This window comes from Pseudomonas sp. A014 (genome assembly GCF_052378495.1).
Classification (GTDB): Bacteria; Pseudomonadota; Gammaproteobacteria; order Pseudomonadales; family Pseudomonadaceae; genus Aquipseudomonas; species Aquipseudomonas machongensis.
Map to the genome: position 1 here is coordinate 769,663 of NZ_CP199001.1, position 26,103 is coordinate 795,765.

General features: G+C 61.3%; 21 protein-coding genes and 2 tRNA genes. 16 read left to right on the plus strand and 7 right to left on the minus strand.

Annotated elements, in window-relative coordinates:
- Window position 1 precedes the first annotated feature (1 nt).
- The gene (gene yhbY, locus ACTYOL_RS03660) at window positions 2-310 is read right to left on the minus strand and encodes a ribosome assembly RNA-binding protein YhbY (RefSeq protein ID WP_054892619.1); all 309 of its coding nucleotides are present in this window, start codon (window positions 308-310) and stop codon (window positions 2-4) included.
- A 102-nt stretch (window positions 311-412) separates the two neighbouring features.
- On the opposite strand from yhbY, the gene rlmE reads away from it, so the two are divergent.
- The 16 genes from rlmE to ACTYOL_RS03740 all read left to right on the plus strand — a co-directional run bounded on the left by rlmE (window position 413) and on the right by ACTYOL_RS03740 (window position 16,406).
- Entirely contained in the window at window positions 413-1,039 is a 627-nt protein-coding gene (gene rlmE / locus ACTYOL_RS03665) for a 23S rRNA (uridine(2552)-2'-O)-methyltransferase RlmE (protein WP_054892618.1), read from the plus strand.
- 203 nt (window positions 1,040-1,242) lie between these two features.
- The gene (gene ftsH, locus ACTYOL_RS03670) at window positions 1,243-3,150 is read left to right on the plus strand and encodes an ATP-dependent zinc metalloprotease FtsH (protein WP_054892617.1); all 1,908 of its coding nucleotides are present in this window, start codon (window positions 1,243-1,245) and stop codon (window positions 3,148-3,150) included.
- A gap of 8 nt (window positions 3,151-3,158) precedes the next feature.
- Complete coding sequence (folP, locus tag ACTYOL_RS03675) at window positions 3,159-4,010, plus strand: dihydropteroate synthase (protein ID WP_153774502.1); 852 nt, start codon at window positions 3,159-3,161, stop codon at window positions 4,008-4,010.
- 17 nt (window positions 4,011-4,027) lie between these two features.
- Window positions 4,028-5,368: a phosphoglucosamine mutase gene (glmM, locus tag ACTYOL_RS03680; RefSeq protein WP_444757554.1), complete on the plus strand. Its 1,341-nt coding sequence runs from the start codon at window positions 4,028-4,030 to the stop codon at window positions 5,366-5,368.
- A 66-nt stretch (window positions 5,369-5,434) separates the two neighbouring features.
- Window positions 5,435-6,190 carry a triose-phosphate isomerase gene (gene tpiA / locus ACTYOL_RS03685; protein WP_153774503.1) on the plus strand — a complete coding sequence of 252 codons (756 nt, stop codon included), beginning with the start codon at window positions 5,435-5,437 and terminating at the stop codon, window positions 6,188-6,190.
- A gap of 4 nt (window positions 6,191-6,194) precedes the next feature.
- Complete coding sequence (gene secG / locus ACTYOL_RS03690; RefSeq protein ID WP_054892613.1) at window positions 6,195-6,587, plus strand: preprotein translocase subunit SecG; 393 nt, start codon at window positions 6,195-6,197, stop codon at window positions 6,585-6,587.
- A gap of 21 nt (window positions 6,588-6,608) precedes the next feature.
- Window positions 6,609-6,694 (plus strand) — tRNA-Leu (locus ACTYOL_RS03695).
- Window positions 6,695-6,792: 98 nt separating this feature from the next.
- A tRNA-Met gene (locus ACTYOL_RS03700) sits at window positions 6,793-6,869 on the plus strand.
- Between the two features lie 130 nt (window positions 6,870-6,999).
- Window positions 7,000-7,458, plus strand: a complete 459-nt coding sequence (gene rimP, locus ACTYOL_RS03705) for a ribosome maturation factor RimP (RefSeq protein ID WP_054892673.1) — start codon at window positions 7,000-7,002, stop codon at window positions 7,456-7,458.
- A 59-nt stretch (window positions 7,459-7,517) separates the two neighbouring features.
- Window positions 7,518-8,999, plus strand: coding sequence for a transcription termination factor NusA (gene nusA / locus ACTYOL_RS03710; RefSeq protein WP_054892612.1), 1,482 nt, complete (start codon window positions 7,518-7,520; stop codon window positions 8,997-8,999).
- A 27-nt stretch (window positions 9,000-9,026) separates the two neighbouring features.
- Window positions 9,027-11,564 (plus strand): translation initiation factor IF-2, encoded by a 2,538-nt coding sequence (gene infB, locus ACTYOL_RS03715; RefSeq protein ID WP_153774504.1) that lies wholly within the window; start codon window positions 9,027-9,029, stop codon window positions 11,562-11,564.
- Between the two features lie 118 nt (window positions 11,565-11,682).
- The gene (gene rbfA, locus ACTYOL_RS03720) at window positions 11,683-12,081 is read left to right on the plus strand and encodes a 30S ribosome-binding factor RbfA (protein ID WP_054892610.1); all 399 of its coding nucleotides are present in this window, start codon (window positions 11,683-11,685) and stop codon (window positions 12,079-12,081) included.
- Between the two features lie 3 nt (window positions 12,082-12,084).
- The gene (gene truB, locus ACTYOL_RS03725) at window positions 12,085-13,002 is read left to right on the plus strand and encodes a tRNA pseudouridine(55) synthase TruB (RefSeq protein ID WP_065861581.1); all 918 of its coding nucleotides are present in this window, start codon (window positions 12,085-12,087) and stop codon (window positions 13,000-13,002) included.
- 151 nt (window positions 13,003-13,153) lie between these two features.
- A complete protein-coding gene (gene rpsO, locus ACTYOL_RS03730) occupies window positions 13,154-13,423 on the plus strand; it encodes a 30S ribosomal protein S15 (RefSeq protein ID WP_029613930.1) in 270 nt (89 codons plus the stop codon).
- 259 nt (window positions 13,424-13,682) lie between these two features.
- Complete coding sequence (gene pnp, locus ACTYOL_RS03735; RefSeq protein WP_065861582.1) at window positions 13,683-15,788, plus strand: polyribonucleotide nucleotidyltransferase; 2,106 nt, start codon at window positions 13,683-13,685, stop codon at window positions 15,786-15,788.
- Between the two features lie 264 nt (window positions 15,789-16,052).
- Window positions 16,053-16,406, plus strand: a complete 354-nt coding sequence (locus tag ACTYOL_RS03740) for a BON domain-containing protein (protein WP_054892607.1) — start codon at window positions 16,053-16,055, stop codon at window positions 16,404-16,406.
- A 96-nt stretch (window positions 16,407-16,502) separates the two neighbouring features.
- Here the strand turns inward: ACTYOL_RS03740 and ACTYOL_RS03745 are convergent, their stop codons facing one another.
- The 6 genes from ACTYOL_RS03745 to panB form a co-directional block, all read right to left on the minus strand.
- Entirely contained in the window at window positions 16,503-19,484 is a 2,982-nt protein-coding gene (locus ACTYOL_RS03745; protein ID WP_444757555.1) for a DUF748 domain-containing protein, read from the minus strand.
- Between the two features lie 31 nt (window positions 19,485-19,515).
- Complete coding sequence (locus ACTYOL_RS03750) at window positions 19,516-20,385, minus strand: oxygenase MpaB family protein (protein WP_112897272.1); 870 nt, start codon at window positions 20,383-20,385, stop codon at window positions 19,516-19,518.
- Window positions 20,386-20,415: 30 nt separating this feature from the next.
- Entirely contained in the window at window positions 20,416-22,350 is a 1,935-nt protein-coding gene (acs, locus tag ACTYOL_RS03755; protein ID WP_444757556.1) for an acetate--CoA ligase, read from the minus strand.
- Between the two features lie 156 nt (window positions 22,351-22,506).
- On the minus strand, window positions 22,507-24,171 hold the full coding sequence (pgi, locus tag ACTYOL_RS03760) for a glucose-6-phosphate isomerase (RefSeq protein ID WP_153774508.1): 1,665 nt from the start codon (window positions 24,169-24,171) through the stop codon (window positions 22,507-22,509).
- Between the two features lie 200 nt (window positions 24,172-24,371).
- Window positions 24,372-25,235 carry a pantoate--beta-alanine ligase gene (gene panC / locus ACTYOL_RS03765; protein WP_153774509.1) on the minus strand — a complete coding sequence of 288 codons (864 nt, stop codon included), beginning with the start codon at window positions 25,233-25,235 and terminating at the stop codon, window positions 24,372-24,374.
- Window positions 25,232-26,032, minus strand: coding sequence for a 3-methyl-2-oxobutanoate hydroxymethyltransferase (panB, locus tag ACTYOL_RS03770; protein WP_153774510.1), 801 nt, complete (start codon window positions 26,030-26,032; stop codon window positions 25,232-25,234). The genes panC and panB overlap by 4 nt, the downstream gene beginning before the upstream one ends.
- Window positions 26,033-26,103 lie beyond the last annotated feature (71 nt).

Genomic DNA, 26,103 nt, shown 5'->3' on the forward strand with positions numbered 1-26,103 from the left:
TTTACTTGTAGCGGTGGATGTTGGACAGCTGCTTGTTCGGCTGTGGGTTCTTGCGATAGATCAGTGCCTTCTTGCCAATGGTCTGTACCAGCTCGGCACGGCCTGCCTTGCACAGTTCGGCAATAGCGGCGGCGCGCTCTTCGCGATCTTCCGAGCGAATTTCGACCTTGATCAGCTCGTGATCGGCCAGCGCACGCTCCAGTTCGGCGATCACACCTTCATTCAGGCCGTTACCGGCAACGATCAGGACCGGTTTCAGGTCGTGACCAATAGACTTGTACTGTTTCTTCTGCTCGTTATTGAGCGGCATAATCTGACCCTTTTCGTCTGATTCTGTAAAATTGGTGGCCATTTTACCCGAGGGCCACTGGCTCCGCCCAGTCAATCACGACGCTAATCATCGAGGTGCCCCGTGGCGCAGCGTTCCAAAAGCAGCCATAACTGGCTGAGAGAGCATTTCAACGATCCTTTCGTCAAGCAGGCGCAGAAGGACGGCTACCGCTCGCGTGCGAGCTACAAACTGCTGGAGATCCAGGAAAAGGACCGCCTCATCCGCCCCGGCATGAGCGTTATCGACCTTGGAGCGGCACCGGGCGGCTGGTCGCAGGTGACCAGTCGTCTGATTGGTGGTCAAGGACGTCTGATTGCCTCCGACATCCTGGAAATGGACTCGATCCCTGACGTGACCTTCATCCAGGGCGATTTCACCCAGGATTCGGTACTCGAGCAGATTCTCCAGGCGGTCGGCGATTCGCATGTGGACCTTGTGATTTCCGATATGGCCCCCAATATGAGTGGTACGCCCGCTGTGGACATGCCGCGAGCCATGTTCCTTTGCGAACTCGCCCTGGATCTGGCAACCCGTGTGCTCAAGCCCGGTGGTGACTTCCTGATCAAGATTTTCCAGGGAGAAGGCTTCGATGTGTACCTCAAGGACGTGCGCAGCAAGTTCGACAAGGTGCAGATGCGCAAGCCGTCGTCCTCTCGGGATCGGTCCCGTGAACAGTACTTGCTGGCCAGGGGGTACAAGGGGGAGTGAGCGGGCTGTTGCGGGCTGGCCGATAGTTATTTCCAATCGGCCGCGGCCTCAGGATCGTCCGAACTTCGTGTAGTCTAGGTTTCACAAAGGGTTACAGACGGTGCCTGCGGATGCGCAGGTAATGTAGTAAGTTAGGGCGGTGAATATCATGCGAGGCACGGCTGCGTCGTGCGCCGACCTCAGAGGGTAGCTAATTGAACGACATGGCAAAGAATCTGATCCTGTGGTTGATCATCGCGGCTGTCCTCGTGACGGTGATGAACAACTTCTCCAGCCCTAACGAGCCGCAGACCCTCAACTATTCCGACTTCATCCAGCAGGTCAAGGACGGTAAGGTCGAGCGTGTGACCGTCGACGGCGCCGTCATCACCGGCAAGCGTACCGATGGCGACAACTTCAAGACCGTTCGTCCGGCCATTGCCGACAACGGCCTGATCGGCGACCTGGTCGACAATCATGTCGTGATCGAAGGCAAGCAACCTGAACAGCAGAGCATCTGGACCCAGCTGCTGGTCGCCAGCTTCCCGATCCTCGTGATCATCGCCGTGTTCATGTTCTTCATGCGCCAGATGCAAGGCGGTGCGGGCGGCAAGGGCGGGCCGATGAGCTTCGGCAAGAGCAAGGCGCGCCTGCTCTCCGAAGACCAGGTGAAAACCACCCTGGCCGATGTCGCGGGTTGCGACGAAGCCAAGGAAGAAGTTGGCGAGCTGGTCGAGTTCCTGCGTGATCCAGGCAAATTCCAGCGCCTGGGCGGTCGTATCCCACGTGGCGTGCTGATGGTCGGCCCGCCCGGTACCGGTAAGACCTTGCTGGCCAAGGCCATCGCCGGTGAGGCGAAAGTGCCGTTCTTCACCATTTCCGGTTCCGATTTCGTCGAAATGTTCGTCGGTGTTGGTGCCAGCCGTGTTCGTGACATGTTCGAACAGGCGAAGAAGCACGCGCCTTGCATCATCTTCATCGACGAGATCGACGCTGTCGGTCGCCACCGTGGCGCCGGCATGGGTGGCGGTCACGACGAGCGCGAGCAGACACTGAACCAGTTGCTGGTCGAGATGGATGGCTTCGAGATGAACGATGGCATTATCGTCATCGCGGCCACCAACCGACCTGATGTACTCGACCCGGCGCTGCTGCGTCCTGGTCGCTTCGACCGCCAGGTGGTGGTTGGCCTGCCGGATATCCGTGGTCGCGAGCAGATTCTCAAGGTGCACATGCGCAAGGTGCCGGTCGGCGAGAACGTCAACGCCGCCGTCATTGCCCGTGGTACTCCCGGCTTCTCCGGTGCCGATCTCGCCAACCTGGTCAACGAGGCGTCGCTGTTCGCCGCTCGCTCCAGCAAGCGCCTGGTCGAGATGAAGGAGTTCGAGCTGGCCAAGGACAAGATCATGATGGGCGCCGAGCGCAAGACCATGGTCATGTCCGAGAAAGAGAAGCAGAACACGGCTTATCACGAGGCCGGTCACGCCATCGTTGGTCGTGTGGTGCCTGAGCATGACCCGGTGTACAAGGTCTCGATCATTCCGCGCGGTCGTGCGCTCGGTGTGACCATGTTCCTGCCCGAGGAAGATCGCTACAGCCTCTCCAAGCGTGCGCTGATCAGCCAGATCTGTTCGCTGTACGGCGGCCGTATTGCCGAGGAGATGACCCTGGGCTTCGATGGCGTCACCACGGGTGCGTCCAACGACATCATGCGTGCCAGCCAGATCGCCCGGAACATGGTCACCAAGTGGGGCCTGTCCGAGAAGCTCGGTCCGTTGATGTACGCCGAAGAAGAGGGCGAGGTGTTCCTTGGCCGCAGTGCTGGCAGCCAGCACGCCAGCGTCTCCGGGGAGACCGCCAAGTTGATCGATTCCGAGGTGCGCAGCATCATCGATCAGTGCTATGCCACCGCCAAGCAGATCCTCACCGACAACCGCGACAAGCTTGACGCGATGGCCGAGGCCCTGATGAAGTACGAAACCATCGATGCCGACCAGATCGACGACATCATGGCAGGTCGTACGCCGCGCGAGCCGCGCGACTGGGACAACGATGCCGGTACCTCCGGCAACCAGGCGTCCCAGGGCGATCGTCCAGAGTCGCCGATCGGTGGTCCGGCGGCTCAACACTAAGGGTTCATATGACCTCTCAGCAGTACCCGACCCGGTTGCCTTGCGGCAACCGGGTTCTTGATTTGTCCCGTACCCATGTCATGGGTATTCTCAACGTCACCCCTGATTCATTTTCCGACGGCGGTCGCTTCAGCCGCCGCGACGAGGCCTTGCGCCATGCCGAGACGATGGTCGCGGCGGGTGCCACGCTTATCGATGTAGGTGGCGAATCCACCCGTCCCGGCGCTCGCGCAGTGTCGCCCGTCGAGGAGCTGGAGCGGGTCGCTCCGATCGTCGAGGCTATCAGCAGTCGCCTTGATGTCATCATCTCGGTCGATACCTCTACGCCCGCGGTAATGCGCGAGACGGCTCGGCTTGGCGCCGGGCTGATCAACGATGTGCGCGCCCTGGAACGCGATGGTGCGCTGGATGCTGCGGCCGACACCGGCCTGCCGGTATGCCTGATGCACATGCGCGGTGAGCCGGGTAACATGCAGGACAATCCGCGGTATGACGATGTCACCCAAGAGGTGGCTAGCTATCTGGAGCGGCGTATGGCTGCCTGCGCGGCAGTCGGCATCGGCGCGGAACGAATCATTCTTGATCCGGGCTTCGGGTTCGCCAAGAACCTGGCGCACAACCTGAGCCTGTTCAAGCATATGGAAGCACTCTATCGCCTGGGGCGGCCACTGCTGGTGGGCGTCTCGCGCAAGAGCATGATCGGCCAGGCGCTGGATCGTCCGGTCGGCGAGCGGCTGTACGGCAGCCTCGCACTTGCGGCATTGGCCATGACCATGGGGACGAGCATCCTGCGCGTACATGATGTGGCCGAGACCGTCGATGTGGTGCGCATGATCGCTGCGGTACAGAGCGCCGAATAAGAACGTTTGGAGTTTCTATGAGCAGAAAATACTTTGGTACCGATGGTATCCGTGGTCGCGTTGGCGAATATCCAATTACTCCCGACTTCATGCTGAAGCTCGGCTGGGCGGCGGGCATGGCCTTCCGCAAGCAGGGCAATTGCCGCGTTCTGGTGGGCAAGGATACCCGTATCTCCGGCTACATGTTCGAGTCGGCTCTGGAGGCTGGCCTCTCGGCTGCCGGCGCTGACGTGATGCTCCTCGGGCCGATGCCGACTCCGGCCATCGCCTACCTGACTCGCACCTTCCATGCTGAAGCGGGTATCGTCATCAGTGCCTCGCACAATCCGCATGATGACAACGGCATCAAGTTCTTCTCGGGCAACGGCACCAAGCTGCCAGACGAGGTCGAGCTGATGATCGAGGAACTGCTCGATCAGCCGATGAATGTGGTCGAGTCGAGCAAACTGGGCAAGGTTTCTCGCATCAACGACGCTGCCGGTCGCTACATCGAGTTCTGCAAGAGCAGCGTGCCCAGCAGCACTGATTTCGCTGGCCTCAAGCTGGTCGTCGATTGCGCCCATGGTGCCACCTACAAGGTCGCTCCGAGCGTGTTCCGCGAATTGGGTGCGGATGTCACTGTACTGCATGCCCAGCCTGATGGCTTGAACATCAACGAGGGCTGTGGTTCCACGCATATCGAGTCGCTGCAGGCTGCCGTGCTGGTGGGGCATGCCGACCTGGGTATCGCCTTCGATGGCGATGGCGACCGGGTGCTGATGGTCGATCATACGGGAGCGATCGTCGACGGTGACGAGTTGCTGTTCATCGTTGCCCGCGACCTGCAGGAGCGAGGCAAGCTGCAGGGCGGGGTAGTTGGCACGCTCATGAGTAACTTGGGCCTGGAGCTGGCGCTCAAGGACCTCGACATTCCATTCGCACGCGCCAAGGTCGGTGACCGCTATGTCATGGCCGAGCTGCTTGAACGCGAATGGCTGCTCGGTGGTGAGAACTCCGGCCATGTGGTGTGCTGCAACCACACCACCACAGGCGACGCGATCATTGCGGCACTGCAGGTGTTGATGGCGCTCAAGCGTCGTGGCGAAAACCTTGCCCAGGCACGTCAGGCGATTCGCAAATGCCCGCAGGTACTGATCAATGTCCGTTATGCCGCCGGTAGTGCCGATCCGCTGGAAAATCCTGCCGTGCAGGAAGCCAGCGCCAAGGTCACCGAGGCGATGGCTGGCCGTGGCCGTGTGCTGCTGCGCAAGTCCGGGACCGAGCCGCTGCTGCGGGTGATGGTCGAGGGGGACGACGAAAGTCAGGTGCGCGGCCACGCCGAAGCCTTGGCCAAGGTCGTTGCAGAAGTTTGTGCCTGAAAGACGCTTGCCAGCGCGATTCTGGTTGGGTAAGATCTGCGCCCACTTTGACCGACGAGGTAGAGCATGCGTCGCCCCATGGTAGCTGGTAACTGGAAGATGCACGGTACCCGCGCCAGCGTCGCTGAGCTGAGCCTGAGCCTGAGTAATCTGGTTCTTCCTGGTGGTGTCGAAGTTGCGGTGTTTCCGCCGTCGCTGTTCATCAATCAAGTCATTGATGAGTTGAGCGGCAAGGGAATCATCGTTGGAGCACAGAATTCTGCAGTACAGCCCGAACAGGGTGCGCTGACAGGTGAAGTTGCACCTAGTCAGTTGGCTGAAGTCGGTTGCAAGTTGGTGTTGATTGGCCATTCGGAGCGTCGCCAGATTATTGGTGAAACGGACGAAGTGCTGAATCGCAAGTTTGCAGCCGCACAGGCAAGTGGTTTGAAGCCGGTGCTCTGCGTAGGGGAAACCCTCGAGGAACGCGAGGCTGGCAAGACGCTCGAAGTTGTCGGGCGTCAACTAAGCAGTGTTATCGATGCATTCGGTATCAAGGCTTTTGCCAATGCAGTAATTGCCTATGAGCCTGTATGGGCCATTGGCACTGGTTTGACGGCCTCGCCTCAGCAAGCCCAGGATGTGCACGCTGCCATCCGTGCGCAGCTGAAGGCGCTGGACGCCGAAGTTGCAGCGAATGTGCAACTTCTCTACGGCGGTAGCGTGAAGGCGGCCAATGCGGCCGAACTGTTCGGCATGCCGGATATTGATGGGGGGCTCATTGGTGGAGCATCCCTGAACGCAGACGAATTCGGTGCAATTTGTCGCGCCGCAGGAAACTGAACATATGCTGGAAACAGTCGTAGTTGTTTTTCATCTGTTGGCTGCACTGGCGCTGGTAGCGCTGGTTCTGATGCAACAGGGTAAAGGTGCGGAAGCAGGTGCATCTTTCGGCGCAGGTGCTTCAAATACTGTGTTCGGAAGCCAAGGTTCTGCTACCTTCCTGAGTAAATTTACTGCTATACTTGCCGCCACTTTCTTTTTGACTGCACTTGGGTTAGGATACTTCGCCAAGCAGCAGGCACACCAGCTGACTCAAGCCGGTTTGCCAGATCCAGCAGTGCTGGAAGTTAAAGAGCAAAAGCCGGCAGTAAATGATGATGTACCGGTGCTCCAGGAACAGAAGAGTGAAGCCGCCCCAAAAGGTGACGTCCCTCCTCCTACCGAAGAGCAGAAGTAACGGGTTTCAAGATGTAATATTGCCGAGGTGGTGGAATTGGTAGACACGCAACCTTGAGGTGGTTGTGCCCATAGGGTGTAGGGGTTCGAGTCCCCTTCTCGGTACCAATTGAAGCATGAGAGCCCGCTTTAGCGGGCTTTCTTGCAGGTGGAGGTCGGATTGACCCTGCACAGGGTTCGGTCTTATACTTTCGCCCCAGCTTTGTCGCGGGGTGGAGCAGCTTGGTAGCTCGTCGGGCTCATAACCCGAAGGTCGTTGGTTCAAATCCAGCCCCCGCAACCAGCTTCAGCGGAGCCCCTTTTCAGGGGCTTTTTGCTAGCTGAACAGTTCTTCGCGTCGTTGTTCAACGGCGCTTTCAGGGATGGGCGCTTCGCCCATTTTTTATTTGCACAGCATGCACGAGGGGGTTCAGGTGTCGAGCAAGCTAGAACAGTTGCAGGCCTTGTTGGCCCCGGTTGTCGAGGGTCTGGGCTATCAGTGCTGGGGGATCGAATACGTTTCCCAGGGTAAGCATTCGGTACTACGCATCTATATCGACAAGGAAGACGGCATCCTGGTGGACGACTGCGAAGCGGTCAGCCGTCAGGCCAGCGCCATTCTTGATGTGGAAGATCCGATCAGCAGTGAATACACCCTCGAGGTGTCCTCTCCAGGCATGGATCGCCCGCTGTTCACACTGGAACAGTTTGCTTCGCATGCGGGCGAGCAAGTGAAGATCAAGCTGCGTACGCCCTTCGAGGGTCGTCGTAACTTCCAGGGCCTTCTCCGCGGTGTGGAGGATCAGGACGTGGTGATCCAGGTGGATACCAACGAATTCCTGCTGCCGATCGACTCGATCGACAAGGCCAATATTATTCCCAGTTTTGACTGAGACGTGCCGGGCCCGGCGGACATTCCGGGCCTAATGGCTTGCGCAAGGCGAGGCGTACGATGAGCAAAGAAGTACTGCTGGTTGTTGAATCGGTATCCAACGAAAAGGGTGTACCACCCGGCGTCATTTTCGAAGCGCTGGAAGTGGCCCTGGCTACTGCAACCAAAAAACGTTTTGAAGACGAAGTCGATCTGCGTGTGGAAATCAACCGCCACACCGGTAGCTACGAGACCTTCCGTCGCTGGACCGTGGTCGACGAAAACGACCTGGACGATCCGGCGATCGAAACCTGGCTGGACAAGATCAAGGACTCTCATCCGGACGCCAAGATTGGCGACGTGATCGAGGAGAAGATCGAGTCCATCGAGTTCGGTCGTATCGCCGCCCAGACTGCGAAGCAGGTCATCGTGCAGAAGGTTCGCGAGGCCGAGCGCGCCCAAGTGGTCGACGCCTACCGCGAGCGTGTCGGCGAGATCATCTCCGGCACCGTCAAGAAGGTCACTCGCGACAACGTCATCGTCGACCTGGGCAATAATGCCGAGGCGCTGCTGGCTCGCGAAGACATCATCCCGCGTGAGACTTTCCGCGTCGGTGTGCGCCTGCGTGCACTGCTCAAGGAAATTCGCACCGAGAACCGTGGCCCGCAGTTGATCCTGTCGCGTACCGCACCGCAGATGCTGATCGAGCTGTTCCGCATCGAAGTGCCGGAAATCGCCGAGGGCCTGATCGAGGTGATGGCAGCATCCCGTGATCCGGGTTCGCGTGCCAAGATCGCCGTGCGTTCCAAGGACAAGCGTATCGATCCTCAAGGCGCCTGCATCGGCATGCGGGGTTCGCGCGTCCAGGCAGTCTCCGGTGAGTTGGGTGGTGAGCGTGTGGATATCGTCCTGTGGGACGAGAACCCGGCGCAGTTCGTCATCAACGCCATGTCGCCGGCCGAAGTCGCGGCGATCATCGTTGACGAGGATGCCCACGCAATGGACATCGCCGTTGCCGAGGACAACCTGGCGCAGGCTATCGGCCGCGGCGGTCAGAACGTTCGCCTGGCCAGTCAGCTGACTGGCTGGACCCTGAACGTGATGACCGAGAAGGATATCCAGGCCAAGCAGCAAGCTGAAACAGGTGACATCCTGCGTAACTTCATCGAGGAACTGGAAGTCGACGAAGAGCTGGCACAGGTGCTGGTCGACGAAGGCTTCACCAGCCTCGAAGAAATTGCTTACGTACCGTTGGAAGAAATGCTCAACATCGATGGCTTCGACGAGGAAATCGTCAACGAGCTGCGTGCTCGTGCCAAGGACCGTTTGTTGACCAAAGCCATCGCTACCGAAGAAAAACTGGCAGACGCCCATCCGGCCGAAGACCTGCTCTCCCTCGAGGGCATGGACAAGGATCTGGCGGCGGAACTGGCGGTGCGCGGCGTGGTTAACCGCGAAGACCTGGCCGAGCAGTCGATCGACGACCTGCTCGACATCGACGGCATCGACGAAGAGCGTGCCGGCAAGTTGATCATGGCCGCCCGAGCCCACTGGTTCGAGTAATTAGGCGCGGCCTGAGGAGAGAAGTGCATGACGCAAGTCACGGTGAAAGAACTGGCCCAAGAGGTCGAGGCACCGGTAGAGCGCCTGCTGCAGCAGATGCGTGAGGCAGGTCTGCCGCACACCGACGCCGGTCAGGTAGTGACCGACAATGAGAAGCAGGTTCTGCTGACTCATCTGAAGAGCAGCCACAAGAGCAAGGCGGAAGAGCCACGCAAGATTACCTTGCAGCGCAAGACCACCAGCACCCTGCGTGTCGCCGGTAGCAAGAGCATCAGCGTAGAAGTACGCAAGAAGAAAGTATTCGTGCAGCGCAGCCCGGAAGAGATCCAGGCCGAGCAGAAGCGTGAGGCTGAAGAGCGCCGTGCCGCTGAGAATGCTGCGCGTGAGAAGGTCGAGGCCGAGACTCGCCAGCGTAACGAAGAGCAGGCTCGCCGTCAGGCCGCCGAAGCTCCGGTTGTGGCGCCTGCGCCACGTGCCGAGCCGGCTCCGGCTGCTGCCGAGCCTGTAGTGGCTGATGCCCCGGTGTCCGATGACGCCGCCGCACGTGCCGCCGAGCGCAAGAAGGACGAGAACCGTCGCAACGAAAACCGCACCCGTGACGACGATCGTCGTGGCGCTGGTGGCGAACGTCGTGGCGAAGCCCCTCGCGTTTCGATCAAGGTCAAGGTCAAGGAGAAGGAAAAAGCTCCGACTCCGCGCGCTGCACCGCGCACCACTGACGAAGAGAGCGATGGCGCGCGTCGTGGCCGTGGCGGCAAGAGCAAACTGAAGAAGCGCAACCAGCACGGCTTCCAGAGCCCGACTGGTCCGGTCATCCGTGATGTCAGCATCGGCGAGACCATCACCGTCTCCGAGCTGGCTCAGCAGATGTCGGTCAAGGCTGCCGAAGTCGTCAAGTTCATGTTCAAGCTGGGTACTCCGGTCACCATCAACCAGGTGCTTGACCAGGAGACCGCTCAGTTGGTCGCCGAAGAGCTGGGCCACAAGGTCACCCTGGTCAGCGATACCGCCCTGGAAGACTCCCTGGCCGAATCGCTGAAGTTCGAAGGTGAAGTCGAGTCCCGCGCGCCGGTCGTGACCGTCATGGGCCACGTCGACCACGGCAAGACCTCGCTGCTCGACTACATCCGTCGTGCCAAGGTCGCCGCTGGCGAAGCCGGTGGTATCACCCAGCACATCGGTGCCTACCACGTGGAAACCGACCGCGGCATGGTCACCTTCCTCGATACTCCGGGCCACGCTGCGTTTACCCAAATGCGTGCCCGCGGTGCCAAGGCGACCGACATCGTCATCCTGGTGGTGGCGGCGGACGACGGCGTGATGCCACAGACCCGTGAGGCCGTTCAGCATGCGAAAGCTGCTGGTGTTCCGCTGGTGGTCGCGGTGAACAAGATCGACAAGCCGGGTGCCGACCTCGATCGCATCCGCAACGAACTGGCCGTCGAAGGCGTGACCTCCGAGGACTGGGGTGGTGACACTCCGTTCGTCAAGGTTTCGGCGAAGATGGGTACCGGTGTCGACGAACTCCTCGAGGCCGTCCTGCTGCAGGCCGAGATTCTCGAACTGACCGCCACCCCGACCGCCCCTGGTCGTGGCGTTGTCGTCGAGTCGCGTCTGGACAAGGGCCGCGGTCCGGTAGCCACCATCCTGGTTCAGGACGGTACGCTGCGTCAGGGCGACATGGTTCTGGTTGGCTCCAACTATGGCCGCGTACGTGCCATGCTCGACGAGAACGGCAAGCCTGTGAAGGAAGCCGGCCCGTCGATCCCGGTCGAGATCCTCGGCCTGGATGGCACCCCGGAAGCCGGTGACGAGCTGTCCGTGGTCGCTGACGAGAAGAAGGCACGTGAAGTCGCCCTGTTCCGTCAAGGCAAGTACCGCGAGGTCAAGCTGGCCCGTGCTCACGCCGGCAAACTGGAAAACATCTTCGAGACCATGGGTCAGGAAGAGAAGAAGACCCTCAACATCGTCCTCAAGACCGACGTGCGCGGCTCTCTGGAAGCACTCCAGGGCTCGCTCGGCAGCCTGGGCAACGACGAAGTTCAGGTGCGTGTCATCGGTGGCGGCGTCGGTGGTATCACCGAGAGCGATGCCAACCTGGCGCTGGCTTCGAATGCAGTACTGTTCGGCTTCAACGTGCGTGCCGATGCCGGCGCGCGCAAGATCGTCGAGCAGGAAGGTCTGGATATGCGTTACTACAACGTGATCTACGACATCATCGAAGACGTCAAGAAAGCACTGACCGGCATGCTCGGCAGCGATGTTCGCGAGAACATCCTGGGTGTCGCCGAAGTGCGTGATGTGTTCCGTTCGCCGAAGTTCGGCGCCATCGCTGGCTGTATGGTCATCGAAGGTACCGTGTACCGCAACCGTCCGATCCGCGTACTGCGCGAGGACGTTGTGATCTTCGAAGGCGAGCTGGAATCGCTGCGTCGCTTCAAGGACGACGCCGCCGAAGTGCGTAACGGCATGGAATGCGGTATCGGCGTCAAGAGCTACAACGACGTCAAGGTCGGCGACAAGATCGAAGTCTTCGAGAAAGTCCAGGTTGCCCGTACCCTGTAAGGGATGGGCGCGGCCCAGGCCCCGTCGCAAGGCGGCTGGCTGGGCCTCTGAAGGTAACGCCCGGTCAGGCACACCCGCCTGACCGGGCGTTTGCCGCTTTAAGATACAGGTAGCAAAAATGGCAAAAGAATATAGCCGTACCCAACGCATCGGCGACCAGATGCAGCGCGAGCTGGCCGAGCTGATCCGCCGTGAAGTCAAGGATCCACGTGTGGGCCTGGTGACCATCACCGCGGTCGACGTCAGTCGTGATCTCGGTCACGCCAAGGTCTTCATCACCGTGATGGGCCAGGATGACGCCGACGCCGTCCCCCAGACCCTGAAGGCGCTCAACAGTGCCGCCAGTTTCCTGCGTCTGCACCTCGGGCGGGCGATGCAACTGCGCAGCGTTCCACAACTGCATTTCCACTTCGATGAAAGTGTCAGCCGGGGTGTTCACCTCTCGGCACTGATCGAACGTGCGGTGGCCGAAGATCGCCTGCACAAGGATGCCGACGAGCTGGACACCAAGGAGTAAGCGGTGGCCCAGGTCAAACGTATCCGTCGTAACGTCAGCGGTATCATCCTGCTCGACAAGCCCTTGGGGTTCACCTCCAATGCAGCGTTGCAGAAGGTCCGCTGGCTGCTCAATGCAGAAAAGGCCGGCCATACCGGCAGCCTCGACCCACTGGCCACCGGTGTTTTGCCGCTGTGCTTCGGTGAGGCGACCAAGTTTTCGCAGTACTTGCTCGATTCCGACAAGGGCTACGAAACCGTCATGCAGCTGGGGCAGACTACCAGCACCGCGGACGCCGAAGGCGAGGTGCTGCAGACCCGTGAGGTGACCGTTGGTCGCGCCGATATCGAAGCCGCGATCCCGCGTTTTCGAGGTGAAATCCGCCAGGTGCCGCCGATGTACTCGGCGCTCAAGCGTGACGGCCAGCCGCTTTACAAGCTGGCGCGTGCAGGAGAGGTAGTGGAGCGCGAGGCGCGTTCTGTTACTATTAACCGCTTGGAGTTGCTCGAGTGCGAAGGCACCCGTGCGCGCCTCTCGGTCGGCTGCAGCAAAGGCACCTATATCCGCACGTTGGTCGAGGATATCGGTGAGGTGCTGGGCTGTGGTGCCTATGTCGCAGAATTGCGTCGCACCCAGGCCGGGCCTTTCGCCCTGGCACAGACCGTGACGCTCGAGGAGCTCGAGCAGGCCCATGCCGAAGGCGGCAACGAAGCACTCGATCGCTTCCTCATGCCGTCCGACAGCGGGCTGCAGGACTGGCCGCTGGTGCTGTTGTCCGAGCACAGCGCGTTCTACTGGCTGCACGGTCAGGCAGTGCGAGCACCGGACGCGCCGCAGTTCGGCATGGTCCGGGTACAGGATCACAATGGTCGCTTCATCGGTATCGGTGAAGTGAGCGAAGACGGGCGCATTGCGCCGCGTCGGCTGATTCGGTCGGAATGACCGAAACCACAGGGCAGGGCTTCGGTCGTGCGCTGGGGAACCGAGGATGGCTGTCAGTAGGCACGGTCATACCTCTTTTTATTAATACAGGGATTCAAGTCCCTGGCCTATTGGACCCCGCTTGCGGGATCCGTTTATCAGGAGAAGCCAAATGGCCCTCAGCGTCGAAGAAAAAGCTCAGATCGTTGCCGATTACCAGCAAGCCGCCGGCGATACCGGTAGCCCGGAAGTGCAGGTTGCTCTGCTGACCGCCAACATCAACAAGCTGCAAGGCCACTTCAAGGCCAACGAAAAAGACCACCACTCCCGTCGTGGTCTCATCCGTATGGTCAACCAGCGTCGTAAGCTGCTGGATTACCTGAAGGGCAAAGACACCACTCGTTACAGCGCCCTGATCGGTCGCCTGGGCCTGCGTCGCTAATAGCGGACTGGCCAGTGGTGTGCATGGCGTGTCGCATGCTTGGGGAGCGCTGCTTGTCAGCGCTACCCTTGGACACGCCACGCGTATCTCCGAGGTTGGCAGCCTGATGCCGTTGAGCGAATTTTTCGCAAGACGCCCAGGCTCCCAGCCTCGTGTTGTATCTGGACGGTCAACGGAGTCGACACTCCCTTCCGCCCAAGAATTCGCAAGATCCCAGTTTTCCCAGTTCCCCCAAGAGCCACTGAAAAGGTAGGAAACCGTGAACCCGGTAATCAAGACGTTCCAGTTCGGTCAATCGACCGTCACTCTCGAAACGGGCCGCATTGCCCGTCAGGCCACCGGCGCCGTGCTGGTCACCGTCGACAACGATGTCACCGTGCTGGTGACCGTGGTCGGTGCCAAGCAAGCCGATCCAGGCAAGGGCTTCTTCCCGCTGTCCGTGCACTATCAGGAAAAGACCTACGCCGCTGGCAAGATCCCTGGCGGTTTCTTCAAGCGTGAAGGCCGTCCTTCCGAGAAAGAAACCCTGACCTCGCGTCTGATCGACCGTCCGATCCGCCCGCTCTTCCCTGAAGGTTTCATGAACGAAGTGCAGGTCGTCTGCACCGTGGTTTCCACCAGCAAGAAGACCGATCCGGACATCGCTGCGATGATCGGTACCTCGGCTGCCCTGGCCATCTCCGGCATTCCGTTCGAAGGCCCGATCGGCGCCGCCCGCGTTGCCTTCCATGAAAGCACCGGCTACCTGCTTAACCCGACCTACGAGCAACTGGCTGCCTCGAGCCTGGACATGGTCGTTGCCGGTACCTCCGACGCCGTACTGATGGTCGAATCGGAAGCCCAGGAGCTGACCGAAGACCAGATGCTGGGCGCCGTGCTGTTCGCCCACGACGAGTTCCAGGCTGTGATCAAGGCCGTCAAGGAACTGGCCGCCGAAGCCGGCAAGCCAACCTGGGACTGGAAACCAGCCGTTGCCAACACTGCACTGTTCGACGCTATTCGCGCCGAGTTCGGTGAAGCCGTATCCCAGGGCTACACCATCACCGTCAAGGCCGACCGCTACGCGCGTCTGGGCGAGCTGCGCGACCAGGCCGTCGCCAAGTTCTCCGGTGAGGAAGGCCAGCCATCGGCGAGCGAAGTCAAAGACATCTTCGGCGAAATCGAGTACCGCACCGTTCGCGAAAACATCGTCAACGGCAAGCCGCGTATCGACGGTCGCGACACCAAGACCGTACGTCCGCTGAACATCGAAGTCGGTGTTCTGCCCAAGACCCACGGTTCGGCACTGTTCACCCGTGGTGAAACCCAGGCCCTGGTCGTTGCCACCCTCGGCACCGCCCGTGACGCCCAGCTGCTGGACACTCTCGAAGGCGAGAAGAAAGACCCCTTCATGCTGCACTACAACTTCCCGCCGTTCTCGGTAGGCGAATGTGGTCGCATGGGCGGTGCTGGCCGTCGCGAGATCGGTCACGGCCGTCTTGCTCGTCGCTCGGTTCAGGCCATGCTGCCTGCCGCTGACGTGTTCCCGTACACCATCCGCGTCGTTTCGGAAATCACCGAATCCAACGGTTCGAGCTCCATGGCTTCGGTCTGCGGTGCTTCCCTGGCTCTGATGGACGCTGGCGTTCCGATGAAAGCGCCGGTTGCCGGTATCGCCATGGGCCTGGTCAAGGAAGGCGAGAAGTTCGCGATCCTGACCGACATCCTCGGTGACGAAGACCACCTGGGCGACATGGACTTCAAGGTTGCCGGTACCGCCAAAGGCGTCACCGCGCTGCAGATGGACATCAAGATCAACGGCATCACCGAAGAGATCATGGAGATCGCCCTGGGCCAGGCCCTGGAAGCTCGCCTGAACATCCTCGGCCAGATGAACCAGATCATCGGTCAGTCGCGTACCGAGCTGTCGGCCAACGCCCCGACCATGATCGCGATGAAGATCGACACCGACAAGATCCGTGACGTCATCGGTAAAGGCGGCGCCACCATCCGCGCCATCTGTGAAGAGACCAAGGCTTCGATCGACATCGAAGACGACGGCTCGATCAAGATCTTCGGCGAAACCAAGGAAGCGGCAGATGCTGCCAAGCAGCGCATCCTGGGTATCACCGCAGAAGCCGAGATCGGCAAGATCTACGTCGGCAAGGTCGAGCGTATCGTCGACTTCGGCGCCTTCGTCAACATCCTGCCTGGCAAGGACGGTCTGGTGCACATCTCCATGCTCAGCGATGCGCGTGTAGAGAAGGTCACCGACGTGCTGAAAGAAGGCCAGGAAGTCGAAGTACTGGTACTGGACGTGGACAACCGCGGCCGTATCAAGCTGTCGATCAAGGACGTCGCCGCTGCCAAGGCATCGGGTGTCTAAGCCTTATCGGCAATGACTGAAAAAGGACCTCCTCGGAGGTCCTTTTTTATGCGCGCAGAAAAACCTGTTGGACTTGCATCTTGCATGCAGGTTTTTCGCCGGGCTTGCAAATTGCACGATTCCCCTGACAAGTGAAATGCCGTAACTCTTTGTTTTTAAAGGAATCAAGCGAAGCGGAAAAACTGGCACAGCCCCTGCAACTACCTTCATACCTGCAGCCAGGAACCACGGCGCAGATCTTTCGAATAAACAGGAGTGACCCACATGAAGAAGTTTGCCATTGCTGCCGCTACTGCTACCGCCCTGACTCTGTCGATGGCTAACGGCGCATTCGCCGCAGAGGCTACCCAAGCTCCAGTGATGCTGGCTTCCAACCAACCGGTGGCCGATGCCAAGCAAGAAACCTCGGACACCTGGATCACCACCAAGGTCAAGGCTGATCTGCTGACCGAAAAAGGCATCCCAGGCAGCGATATCAAGGTTGAAACCAGCCACGGTGTTGTCTCCCTGTCTTCGGACACGAAGGTCACCCCATCGCAGAAAGAAACCGCGGTGAACATCACCAAGAAGATCAAAGGCGTGAAAGACGTAACTGCTGAAGCGCTGAAAACCGAATAAGGATTGTCCCGCCGGTCAGAAGGATCTGGCCACCCAAAGAGAAAGCCCCGGCATCTGCCGGGGCTTTCTCTTTGCGCGTCTGAAAGTGTTCAGGGATTACTCTGCGTCCAGATGCATCGGTGTGATTACTCGCCCGTCGCTCTCGGCCTGACCCAAGGTAGTGTCGATGAAGTACACCCGGTCATCCTCCAGCTTGCCCTTGTCTACCAGGTAGTCCTTGATGCTGCTCGCCCGGTCCTGGCCGAGGTTGCGCAGCAAGGCCGCGCTTTCGGCCCAGGATTTGATCACCGCCTCGCGCAGCTTGGTGGTGCGCTCTTCGCGGCTGAGCTTTTCCCATTCTGCAGGTGGCTGCTGCTTGAGACGGGTGCGGTAGATGCCCTCGAGCATGGCCGGCTTGTCGCTGTCGTCGACCACCAGCATCGAGGCATTGGCCGGTACCTTGTCACCGCGCCGCTGCAGAATCTTGTACCAGGTCGCCTGGTATTCGCGTTCCAGACGCTGTTGGGCGATCAATGGGCCGTCGCTGCTCTGTGCGCTGGTACCTTCGATCTCCAGGCGCAGTTCCGGCCGCTGTTGCAGGGCCGAGGCCAGTTTGTCCAGGGCCGACTGGGCCTCGCTGCTGAGATCGCTGGAGCCGGGAGCGAAGGATACGTTGCCCAGATCCTCCGAACCGCCACCGGCAATCAATCCGCCGATGAACTTGAACGGCGCCTGCGCCGCACGCAGCACCAGGTTGCGCAGGGTTTGCCAGACGATCGGCATGACGCTGAACTGCGGGTTGTTGAGATCGCCCGTGACAGGCAGCTCGATGGAGATCTTGCCCTCGGTATCCTTGAGCAACGCGACAGCGAGGCGAATAGGCAGGTCGACGGCATCGGGGCTGTCGACTTTTTCACCCAGTTGCAGTTGCTCCACCACGACCTTGTTCTCGGCCTTGAGCTGGCCCTTTGTGATCACATAGTGCAGGTCGAGATTCAGACGTCCCTTGCGGATGCGGAACCCGGCGAACTTGCCGGAGTAGGGCGTCAGGGTGGTCAGTTCGACGCGCTTGAAGCTGGTGGCGATGTCGAGGCTGGCCATCGGGTCGAACGGATTCAATGCGCCCTTGATGGTCACCGGCGCGTAGCGATCGACCTTGCCTTTGACGTCCACTTTCGCCGGGAGCGGCTTGCGGTTGTCGATGGTGCCGATCTGGCCGTTCAACTGCTGTACGGCGGTGGCGAAGTTGGGCGTCAATGTCAGGTCGGCGAAGTTGGCCGAGCCATCGTTGATATCGATCTGGCCGATTCGGATGCCCAGCGGCTTTTCATTGCTGGCTGTGGCCGGTTTCGCTTGGCTGGCGGTTGGTGCGTCAGCAGGTTGCGGGATGAGAAGGTCGTCGACACTGGTGGTGCGGTCTTCGTTGATGATGAAGCGCGCGTAGGGCTGCAACAGGGTGACCTTGTCGATCGAAAGGGCGTCGCCGTGCACATAGGACAGCCCATCGACGTTCACCTGCTGCCATTTCACGAAGTCGCGCCCCTTGATCGTGTCGAGGGTGTGCAACTGGTTGACCTGGGCCTTGCCCGCCACGCTGAAGGCCAGTGGCTCGGTGCCCTTGAGGTCGACCTTGAGATCGCTGGCGAGCATGCCGCTGCGCAGCTCCAGGCGAATGAACGGGCTGATGTAGGCCTGGGCTACGCGCAGGTCGATGTCGCGGGTACTGACGTCCAGCTTGGCGGTGACCGGTGCCAGGTTGACCTGGCCGGCAGCCTGCAGCTTGCCTTGGCGGCCCACGCCGGTGTCGAGCTTGAGCGTGAAGGGCGACTTGTTGAGGCTGTCAAAGCCTTGCATGTCCAGGTTGAGCGGCCCGACATCGAGTGCCACGGGCTCTTTCTGGCTGCGGTCGGCCAGGTGAATCATGTAGTTGCGTGCCTGAACATCCTTGAGCAGAACCTGCCAGGGTTTGCTGGGCTGCTTGGCGGCGTTTTCCTCGGGGGGCGGCGCTGCGGTGGCGGGCTCGGCCTTTTCCTTGGGGGTGGCTTTGGCGGGCTGACTGGCGAAGAGTTTCTGCCAGTCGAGCTGACCGTCACGTTCGAGGGCTGCCCAGGTTTCGAGTTTTTCGCTACGGATCTTGCCGACGGTCACCAGCTGCTTGGCCAGGTCGATGGAGGTTTCGCTGACCTCAAGGCTGGCCAGGCGCGCCAGTGGGCGGCCATCGGGCGCCTTGATGGCGAAGGGCGCGACGCGCACGGAGGCGTTATCGAGCAGCAGCTCGGTTTCCTTGGACAGGTTCAGTTTGTAGTGGGTATCGAGGCTGAGGACGCCGTCTTCCAGCACCAGCGGTACAGCATCACGTACGTAAGGCCAGAACAGCTTCATCTTGCTGTCGGTGATCTTCAGCGTGCCTTCGGAGGTGATGGGCGACAGGCTCAGGTTGCCGCTCCAGTCGATACGCCCGCCATTGGGGCCGTTGGCGACCAGCGTCATGTCGGCGCTGTCGTCCGGCAAGGTGCTGAGGTTCTTCAGTTCGAGGTTCATCGAGTCATAGAGGAACTCGATGGGTTCGCTCGGGCGCAGGTCCTGGAAGTGCAGGTAGCCTTCGTTGAGCTTGATGCTGGCGATCCGCAGCGGGAACGGATCGCTCGGCGGCTCGTCCGGTTTCGGCTCGCTCGGCGGCAGCTTGAACAGCTGACTGAGGTTGAGGCTGCCGTCCTTGGCGAACAGCAGCTCGGTGCGCGGCTTGTCCAGCTCTACCGCGTCCAGGTGCAGGGCGCCGCTCCATAGGCTGTCGAGGGAGAGGTTGGCGTAGAGGCGTTCGAAGGCCACCTGCTCCTTGCCCGGCTCGCCGATCTGCAGGCCCCACAACGTCAGCTCAAGGCTGAACGGGTTGAGCTCGATACGCTGCAGGTGCGCCGGCACGCTGGCGTACTGCGCCAGTTGCTGGTTGGCGATGCGCAGGCCCACACCGGGAAGAATGAAGAAGCCAAGCAGGCTGTACAGGGCCACGATGGCCAGCAAGGCGCCAATGGCGCGATTCAATCCTTTGGGCATGTGCGGCGTCGTCTGTCTCGAGCGGAGGTGCTTGGAGTATGGCACGTCAAATCAGTTCCGATACATCGGAGAACTCTTAGAGCAAGCCCATCCGCCGCCGGGCGCGATGCGCCGAACCGTCGCGCATGGCCCAGCGCAACACGGGCGCTGTACGCTCCACGCCCAGGCGCACCATGCGACGCTGCAGGGGGCCTTGGTGCAGACCGAGCAGGGCGCTGGCCCAATCGGGCAGCAAGTCGATGCCCGCGTGCAGCATCAGCTTGCCCACGGGTTCTGCCAGCCGACTGGGCGCCGGGGCTTCGAGCAGTATGCCGACCACCTCCAGGCTGCGGGCATCGCACTGCAGTTGTGGGCGCATGTGCTGCAGATAGTCGTCTACCTGACGACATGAACGCGGGACGTCTCGGGCGCCCAGCCGCTCGGCGATCAAGGCGATCTCGTCGTAGTAGGCATCCTGGTCAGCCACTGACAGCCGTGGGTTGCAGTAGCGCAGGTGGGCGGCGAGAAAACTGCTGACCTCCGCCACGTGCACCCAGGTCAGCAGGTCCGGGTCGCTGGCCGCGTAATGGCGTCCGTCGGGAGCGGTACCGACCACCTTGAGGTGGATGCTGCGGACCTTGTCGATCAACCATTCGGCATCTCGCGTCGAGCCGAAGGTCGTACCGGAGATGAACTGACTGGTGCGGCGCAGACGGCCGAGCAGGTCTTCGCGAAAATTCGAGTGATCCCAGACCCCGGCCAGTGCCAGTGGATGCAGCAGTTGCAGCATCAATGCGCTGATGCCGCCGATCAGCATGCTGGGGAAATCACCATGTACTTGCCAGCTGACGCTTTGCGGGCCGAACAGGCCCGGGTCACCCTTGGGGGACTCCAGGTCGAGCTGGCCGAGGGCCAGCCCGGTGAGGCTCATGACCTGGGTTTCGATGCGGCGACGTAAGGCTTCCATGGCGACCTGTACTGGCCGCCTGGCGGCCGTCTAGTGGTTGAGGCGTGTGTCGATGAGGCCCTGGACCACGCTGGGGTCTGCGAGGGTCGAGGTATCGCCGAGGTTGTCCAGCTCGTTGCAGGCGATCTTGCGCAGTATACGCCGCATGATCTTGCCCGAGCGGGTCTTGGGCAAGGCCGGTGCCCACTGGATCAGCTCGGGTTTGGCGAAGCTGCCGATCTCCTTGCTGACCAGCGCCAGCAGCTCGGCCTTGAGCGCATCGTCCGCGGTGATGCCATTCATCGTGGTGACGAAGGCATACACGCCCTGGCCCTTGAGGTCGTGGGGGTAGCCGACCACCGCAGCCTCGGCGACCTTGTCGTGCAGGACTAGCGCACTCTCTACCTCGGCGGTGCCGATGCGATGGCCGGATACGTTGATCACATCGTCGATACGCCCGGTGATCCAGTAGTCGCCGTCAGCATCGCGGCGTGCGCCATCGCCGGTGAAGTAGTAGCCGGGCATGGGTTTGAAGTAGGTGTCGACCATACGCTGGTGATCACCATAGACGCTACGGATCTGCCCTGGCCAACTGGCCTTGATCGCCAGCAGGCCGGCACCAGGGCCTTCGATCGGCTTGCCTTTTTCGTCCAGCAGCACCGGTTGTACACCGAACATCGGTTGCGTGGCACAGCCGGGCTTCAGCCGTGGTGTGCCAGGCAGAGGGGTGAGCATGATGCCGCCGGTCTCGGTCTGCCACCAGGTGTCGACGATGGGGCAGCGCTTTTGCCCCACGGCTTCGAAATACCATTCCCAGGCTTCGGGGTTGATCGGCTCGCCGACGCTGCCGAGCAGGCGCAGGCTTTTGCGCGAGGTACCTTGCAACGGTGCGTTGCCTTCGCGCATCAAGGCGCGCAGGGCCGTGGGCGCGGTGTAGAAGATGTTCACCTGGTGCTTGTCGACCACCTGCCAGAAGCGCGAGGTGTCCGGGTAGTTGGGCACGCCTTCGAACATCAGCGAGATGGCACCGTTGGCCAGCGGGCCGTAGACGATGTAGCTGTGGCCCGTGACCCAGCCTACGTCGGCGGTGCACCAGAAGACTTCGCCGTCGCGATAGTCGAACACCACCTTGAACGTCATCGTTGCCTGCAGCAGGTAGCCCGCCGTGCTGTGCAGCACGCCCTTGGGTTTGCCGGTACTGCCTGAGGTGTAGAGGATGAACAACGGGTCTTCGGCGGCCATCGGTTCGGGGGCGCAGTCGTCGCCGGCGTGCTCGGTGGCTTCGTGGTACCAGAGGTCGCGTCCTTCGCTCCAGGCCACATCGCCCCCGGTGCGCTTGACCACCAGCACACTGCTGACATCCGGGCAATCGGCCAGGGCTTTGTCGACGTTCTGCTTGAGCGGGATACGCTTGCCGCCGCGCACGCCCTCGTCGGCAGTGATCACCGTGCGGCAGTCGGCATCGAGGATACGGTCGCGCAGGGCATCGGGGGAGAAACCGCCGAACACCACCGAGTGAATGGCGCCGATCCGCGTGCAGGCGAGCATGGCGTAGGCGGCTTCGGGGATCATCGGCATGTAGATGCAGACCCGATCGCCTTTCTTCACGCCACGGGCTTTCAGGGCGTTGGCCAGGCGGCAGACCTGGCGATGCAGCTCGCGGTAGGTGATCGGTCTGGCGTCTTTCGGGTCGTCGTCTTCCCAGAGCAGGGCGGTCTGGTCGCCACGTTTGTCGAGATGACGGTCGATGCAGTTGTAACTGACATTGAGCTGGGCGCCATCGAACCAGCGTGCGGTGCCGGTCTTGAGGTCGCACTGTTGCACGCTCGACCAGGGTTTGATCCAGTCCAGGCGAGCGGCCTGCTCGGCCCAGAAGGTATCGGGGTCGTCCACCGACTGGCGGTAGAGGCGGCGGTAATCTGCGTCGGAGAGTTCGGCGGCCTGGCTGACAGACAGGGCCTGGGGGTAGTCGCGGATATCGAACATGGCGGGTGGTCCTGCTCTTGTCGGAGGGACTTCAACGGCTATTCGATGGACAGTGTAGCTGGAACTGTTGTTCAACCTGTGCTGGCCTCTTCGCGGGCGAGCCCGCTCCTACAAGGGCCTGTAGGAGCGGGCTCGCCCGCGAATTCAGCGTTCAGGTCAACCGCGGTGACGTCCGCGGAAGTAGTTGATCAGCCCTTGGGTCGAGCCATCTTCGGCGCTGTCTTCCAGGCTGCCGACCAGACGCTGGTAGACCCCCTTGCCCAGCTCCTTGCCCAACTCTACGCCCCACTGGTCGAAGGCGTTGATGCCCCAGACCACGCTCTGCACGAAGACCTTGTGCTCGTACATCGCCACCAGCGCGCCGAGGCGGCGTGGGCTGATGCGCTCGACCACCAGGGTGTTGCTCGGGCGGTTGCCCGGAATCACCTTGTGCGGTGCAAGCTTTTCGACATCTGCTTCGTTCAGGCCTTTGGCGCGCAGCTCGGTCTCGGCTTCCTCGCGAGTCTTGCCCAGCATCAGCGCCTGGCTCTGCGACAGACAGTTGGCATACAGCCACTGGTGATGGTCGGCCACCGGGTTGAAGCTCACCACCGGCACGATGAAGTCGGCCGGAATCATCTGGGTGCCTTGATGCAACAACTGGTGATAGGCGTGCTGACCGTTGCAGCCAACGCCACCCCAGATCACCGGGCCGGTCTCGGTTTTCACCGGGGAACCGTCGGTCAAAACGCTCTTGCCGTTGGACTCCATGTCCAGCTGTTGCAGGTGCTTGGTGATGTTACGCAGGTAGTGGTCATACGGCAGGATCGCGTGGCTGCTGGCATTCCAGAAGTTGCCGTACCAAACGCCGAGCAGGGCCAGCAGGACCGGCATGTTCTTTTCGAACGGCGCGGTCTGGAAATGCTGGTCCATGGTATAGGCGCCGGACAGCAGTTCCTTGAAGTTGGCAGTACCGATGGCCAGGGCGATCGGCAGGCCAATGGCCGACCACAGCGAATAGCGCCCGCCCACCCAATCCCACATCGGGAAGATGTTTTCTTCACGAATGCCGAAGGCCACGGCGGCGGCCTTGTTGCTGGAGACTGCGATGAAGTGGCGGTAGAGCTCGGCTTCCGAGCCGCCCTGGGCGAGGTACCAGGTGCGTGCCGCCATGGCGTTCTTCAGGGTTTCGAGGGTGTTGAACGACTTCGACGAAACGATGAACAGGGTGGTTTCGGCGCGCAGGTTGGCTGACAGCTCGTGGAACTCGCTGCCGTCGATGTTGGCCAGGTAGTGGCAGCGCACGCCGCGCTGGGCGTAGGGCAGCAGGGCCTCGGAGACCAGTTCGGGGCCGAGGAAGGAGCCGCCGATGCCGATGTTGACCACGTCGGTGATCGGCTTTTCGCTGTAGCCGCGCCATAGGCCGTCGTGGATGCGGCCGACCAGTTCGGTGATCTGGTTGAGAACCTTGTGCACTTCGGGCATCACATTGACGCCCCCCACGCTGAGCTTGTCGCCAACCGGGCGGCGCAGGGCGGTGTGCAGTACCGGACGGCCTTCGGAGCCGTTGATGATCTCGCCGCTGAACATCGACTTGATCGCATCAGCCAGGCCGACTTCCTGGGCCAGTTCGACCAGCAGTTCGCGGGTCTTTTCGTTGATCAGGTTCTTCGAGTAATCGAGAAAAAGGCCGCAGCTGCTGAGCGAGAATTGCTCGAAGCGCTTGGGATCGGCGGAGAAGGCGTCGCGCATGCTGAACCCCTGCATGGCATCGCGGTGCTGCTGGAGCGCCTGCCAGGCGGGCAGGGCCGTCACATCGTGGGGAGTGCGGTAATACGCCATTGCGGATGGTTTCCTTCGGGCATGGTCAGGCTTTGACACTGGCAGTCTTTGCCAGTTGCAGGAGAGGCCCATTATAGGCATTGGCCAGGCGGCGGGAATGGGCAGGGGCAGGAGGAGGATGAAATTTTTGCGGGGTTTCGGGACAAGGTAAGACAGTTGCGGCCTCCTCGCACGTAGTGCTGCGAAGAGGCCGGTCTGGATTACGCCGAAGGCTCGTCCAGATGCAGGTAGAGGTTGTCGATCAACCGCGTGCTTCCCTGGTACGCCGCCCCCAGAATCACCAGGTCGCGATCGTCCGGCTGCGCAGGCTTCAGGGTCAGTGCATGACGCACTTCCAGGTAGTCCGGGCGGAACCCGGCGGCCACCAGTTTGGCCTGGCCCTCGTCGAGCAATGCCGCGAAGTCGCGTCGCCCGCGACGAATACCATCGGCCAGTTGGCCCAGCGCCTGGTACAGCGCAGGTGCTGCAGCGCGTTGCTCAGCGTTGAGATAACCGTTGCGCGAAGACAGTGCCAATCCGTCTTCAGCCCGCACGGTCGGCTCACCGATGATCTGAATTGGCATGTTCAGGTCACGCACCATGGCGCGGATGACCGCCAGCTGCTGGTAGTCTTTTTCGCCAAACACGGCCAGATCCGGCTGGACCATGTTGAACAGCTTGCTGACCACCGTCGCCACACCCTCGAAGTGCCCGGGGCGGCTGGCGCCGCACAGGCCTTCGGACAGTTGTGGCACGCTCACCCGCGTCTGCACGGTCATGCCGTCGGGGTACATCTCTTCGACCGTGGGCGCGAACAGCAGATGGCAACCGGCCTGCAACAGGGTTTCCTGATCGGCGGCGAGGGTGCGTGGGTATTTGTCGAGGTCTTCGCCTGCGCCGAACTGCAGCGGGTTGACGAAGATGCTGGCCACCACGAAGTCGGCGCGCTGGGCGGCCTTGGTCACCAGCGCGGCATGGCCGCTGTGCAGGTTGCCCATGGTCGGGACGAAGGCGATACGCTTGCCTTCGCCGCGGGCGCGCGCTACGGCGGCGCGCAGTTCGCGGACAGTCTTGACGGTATTCATGCGCTGAACCCGTGCTCAGGTGCTGGGAAACTCACGTCCTTGACCTGCTTGACGTAGGCCGCCAGGGCGCTTTGGATATCGGGCTGGCCAGCCATGAAGTTCTTCACGAATTTCGGCACGCGGCCGCTGAGCGACAGGCCCAGCATGTCGTGCAGCACCAGTACCTGACCGTCGGTACCACTGCCGGCACCGATACCGATTACTGGAATGCTCACCGCCTGGGAAATCTCCGTGGCCAGCTCGCTGGGCACGCATTCGAGCAGCAGCATGGCGGCGCCAGCCTGCTCGAGGGCGATGGCATCGGCGCGCATCTGTTGCGCCTGGCCTTCCTGGCGCCCCTGGACCTTGTAGCCACCGAGCACGTTGACGGTCTGCGGGGTCAGGCCCATGTGCGCGCACACCGGCACGCCGCGGTCGGCCAGCAGACGGATGGTTTCGCCCAGCCAGGCGGCACCTTCGACCTTGATCATGTGCGCACCGGCGCGCATCAGCTTGGCGCAGTTGGCGAACGACTGCTCGAGCGTGGCATGGGCCATGAAGGGCAGGTCGGCCAGGATCAGCGCACCGTCGTTGCCGCGTTTGACGCAGGCGGTGTGGTAGGCCATGTCGTCGGTGGTGACGGGCAGGGTGCTGTCATGGCCCTGCAGGACCATGCCGAGCGAATCGCCAACCAGCAGCACCTCGACGCCGGCCTGGCTGGCGGCCTTGGCGAAGGTGGCGTCATAGCAGGTCAGCATGGTGATTTTCTCACCCTTGGCCTTCAGGCCATGCAGGGTGGTCAGGGTTACTTCAGGCATGTAGCGAAATCCTCGTTCAGGCGCTGTGAAAAACGACTGCGTACAACGCGTGTATTCATCTTCCGGAGCGG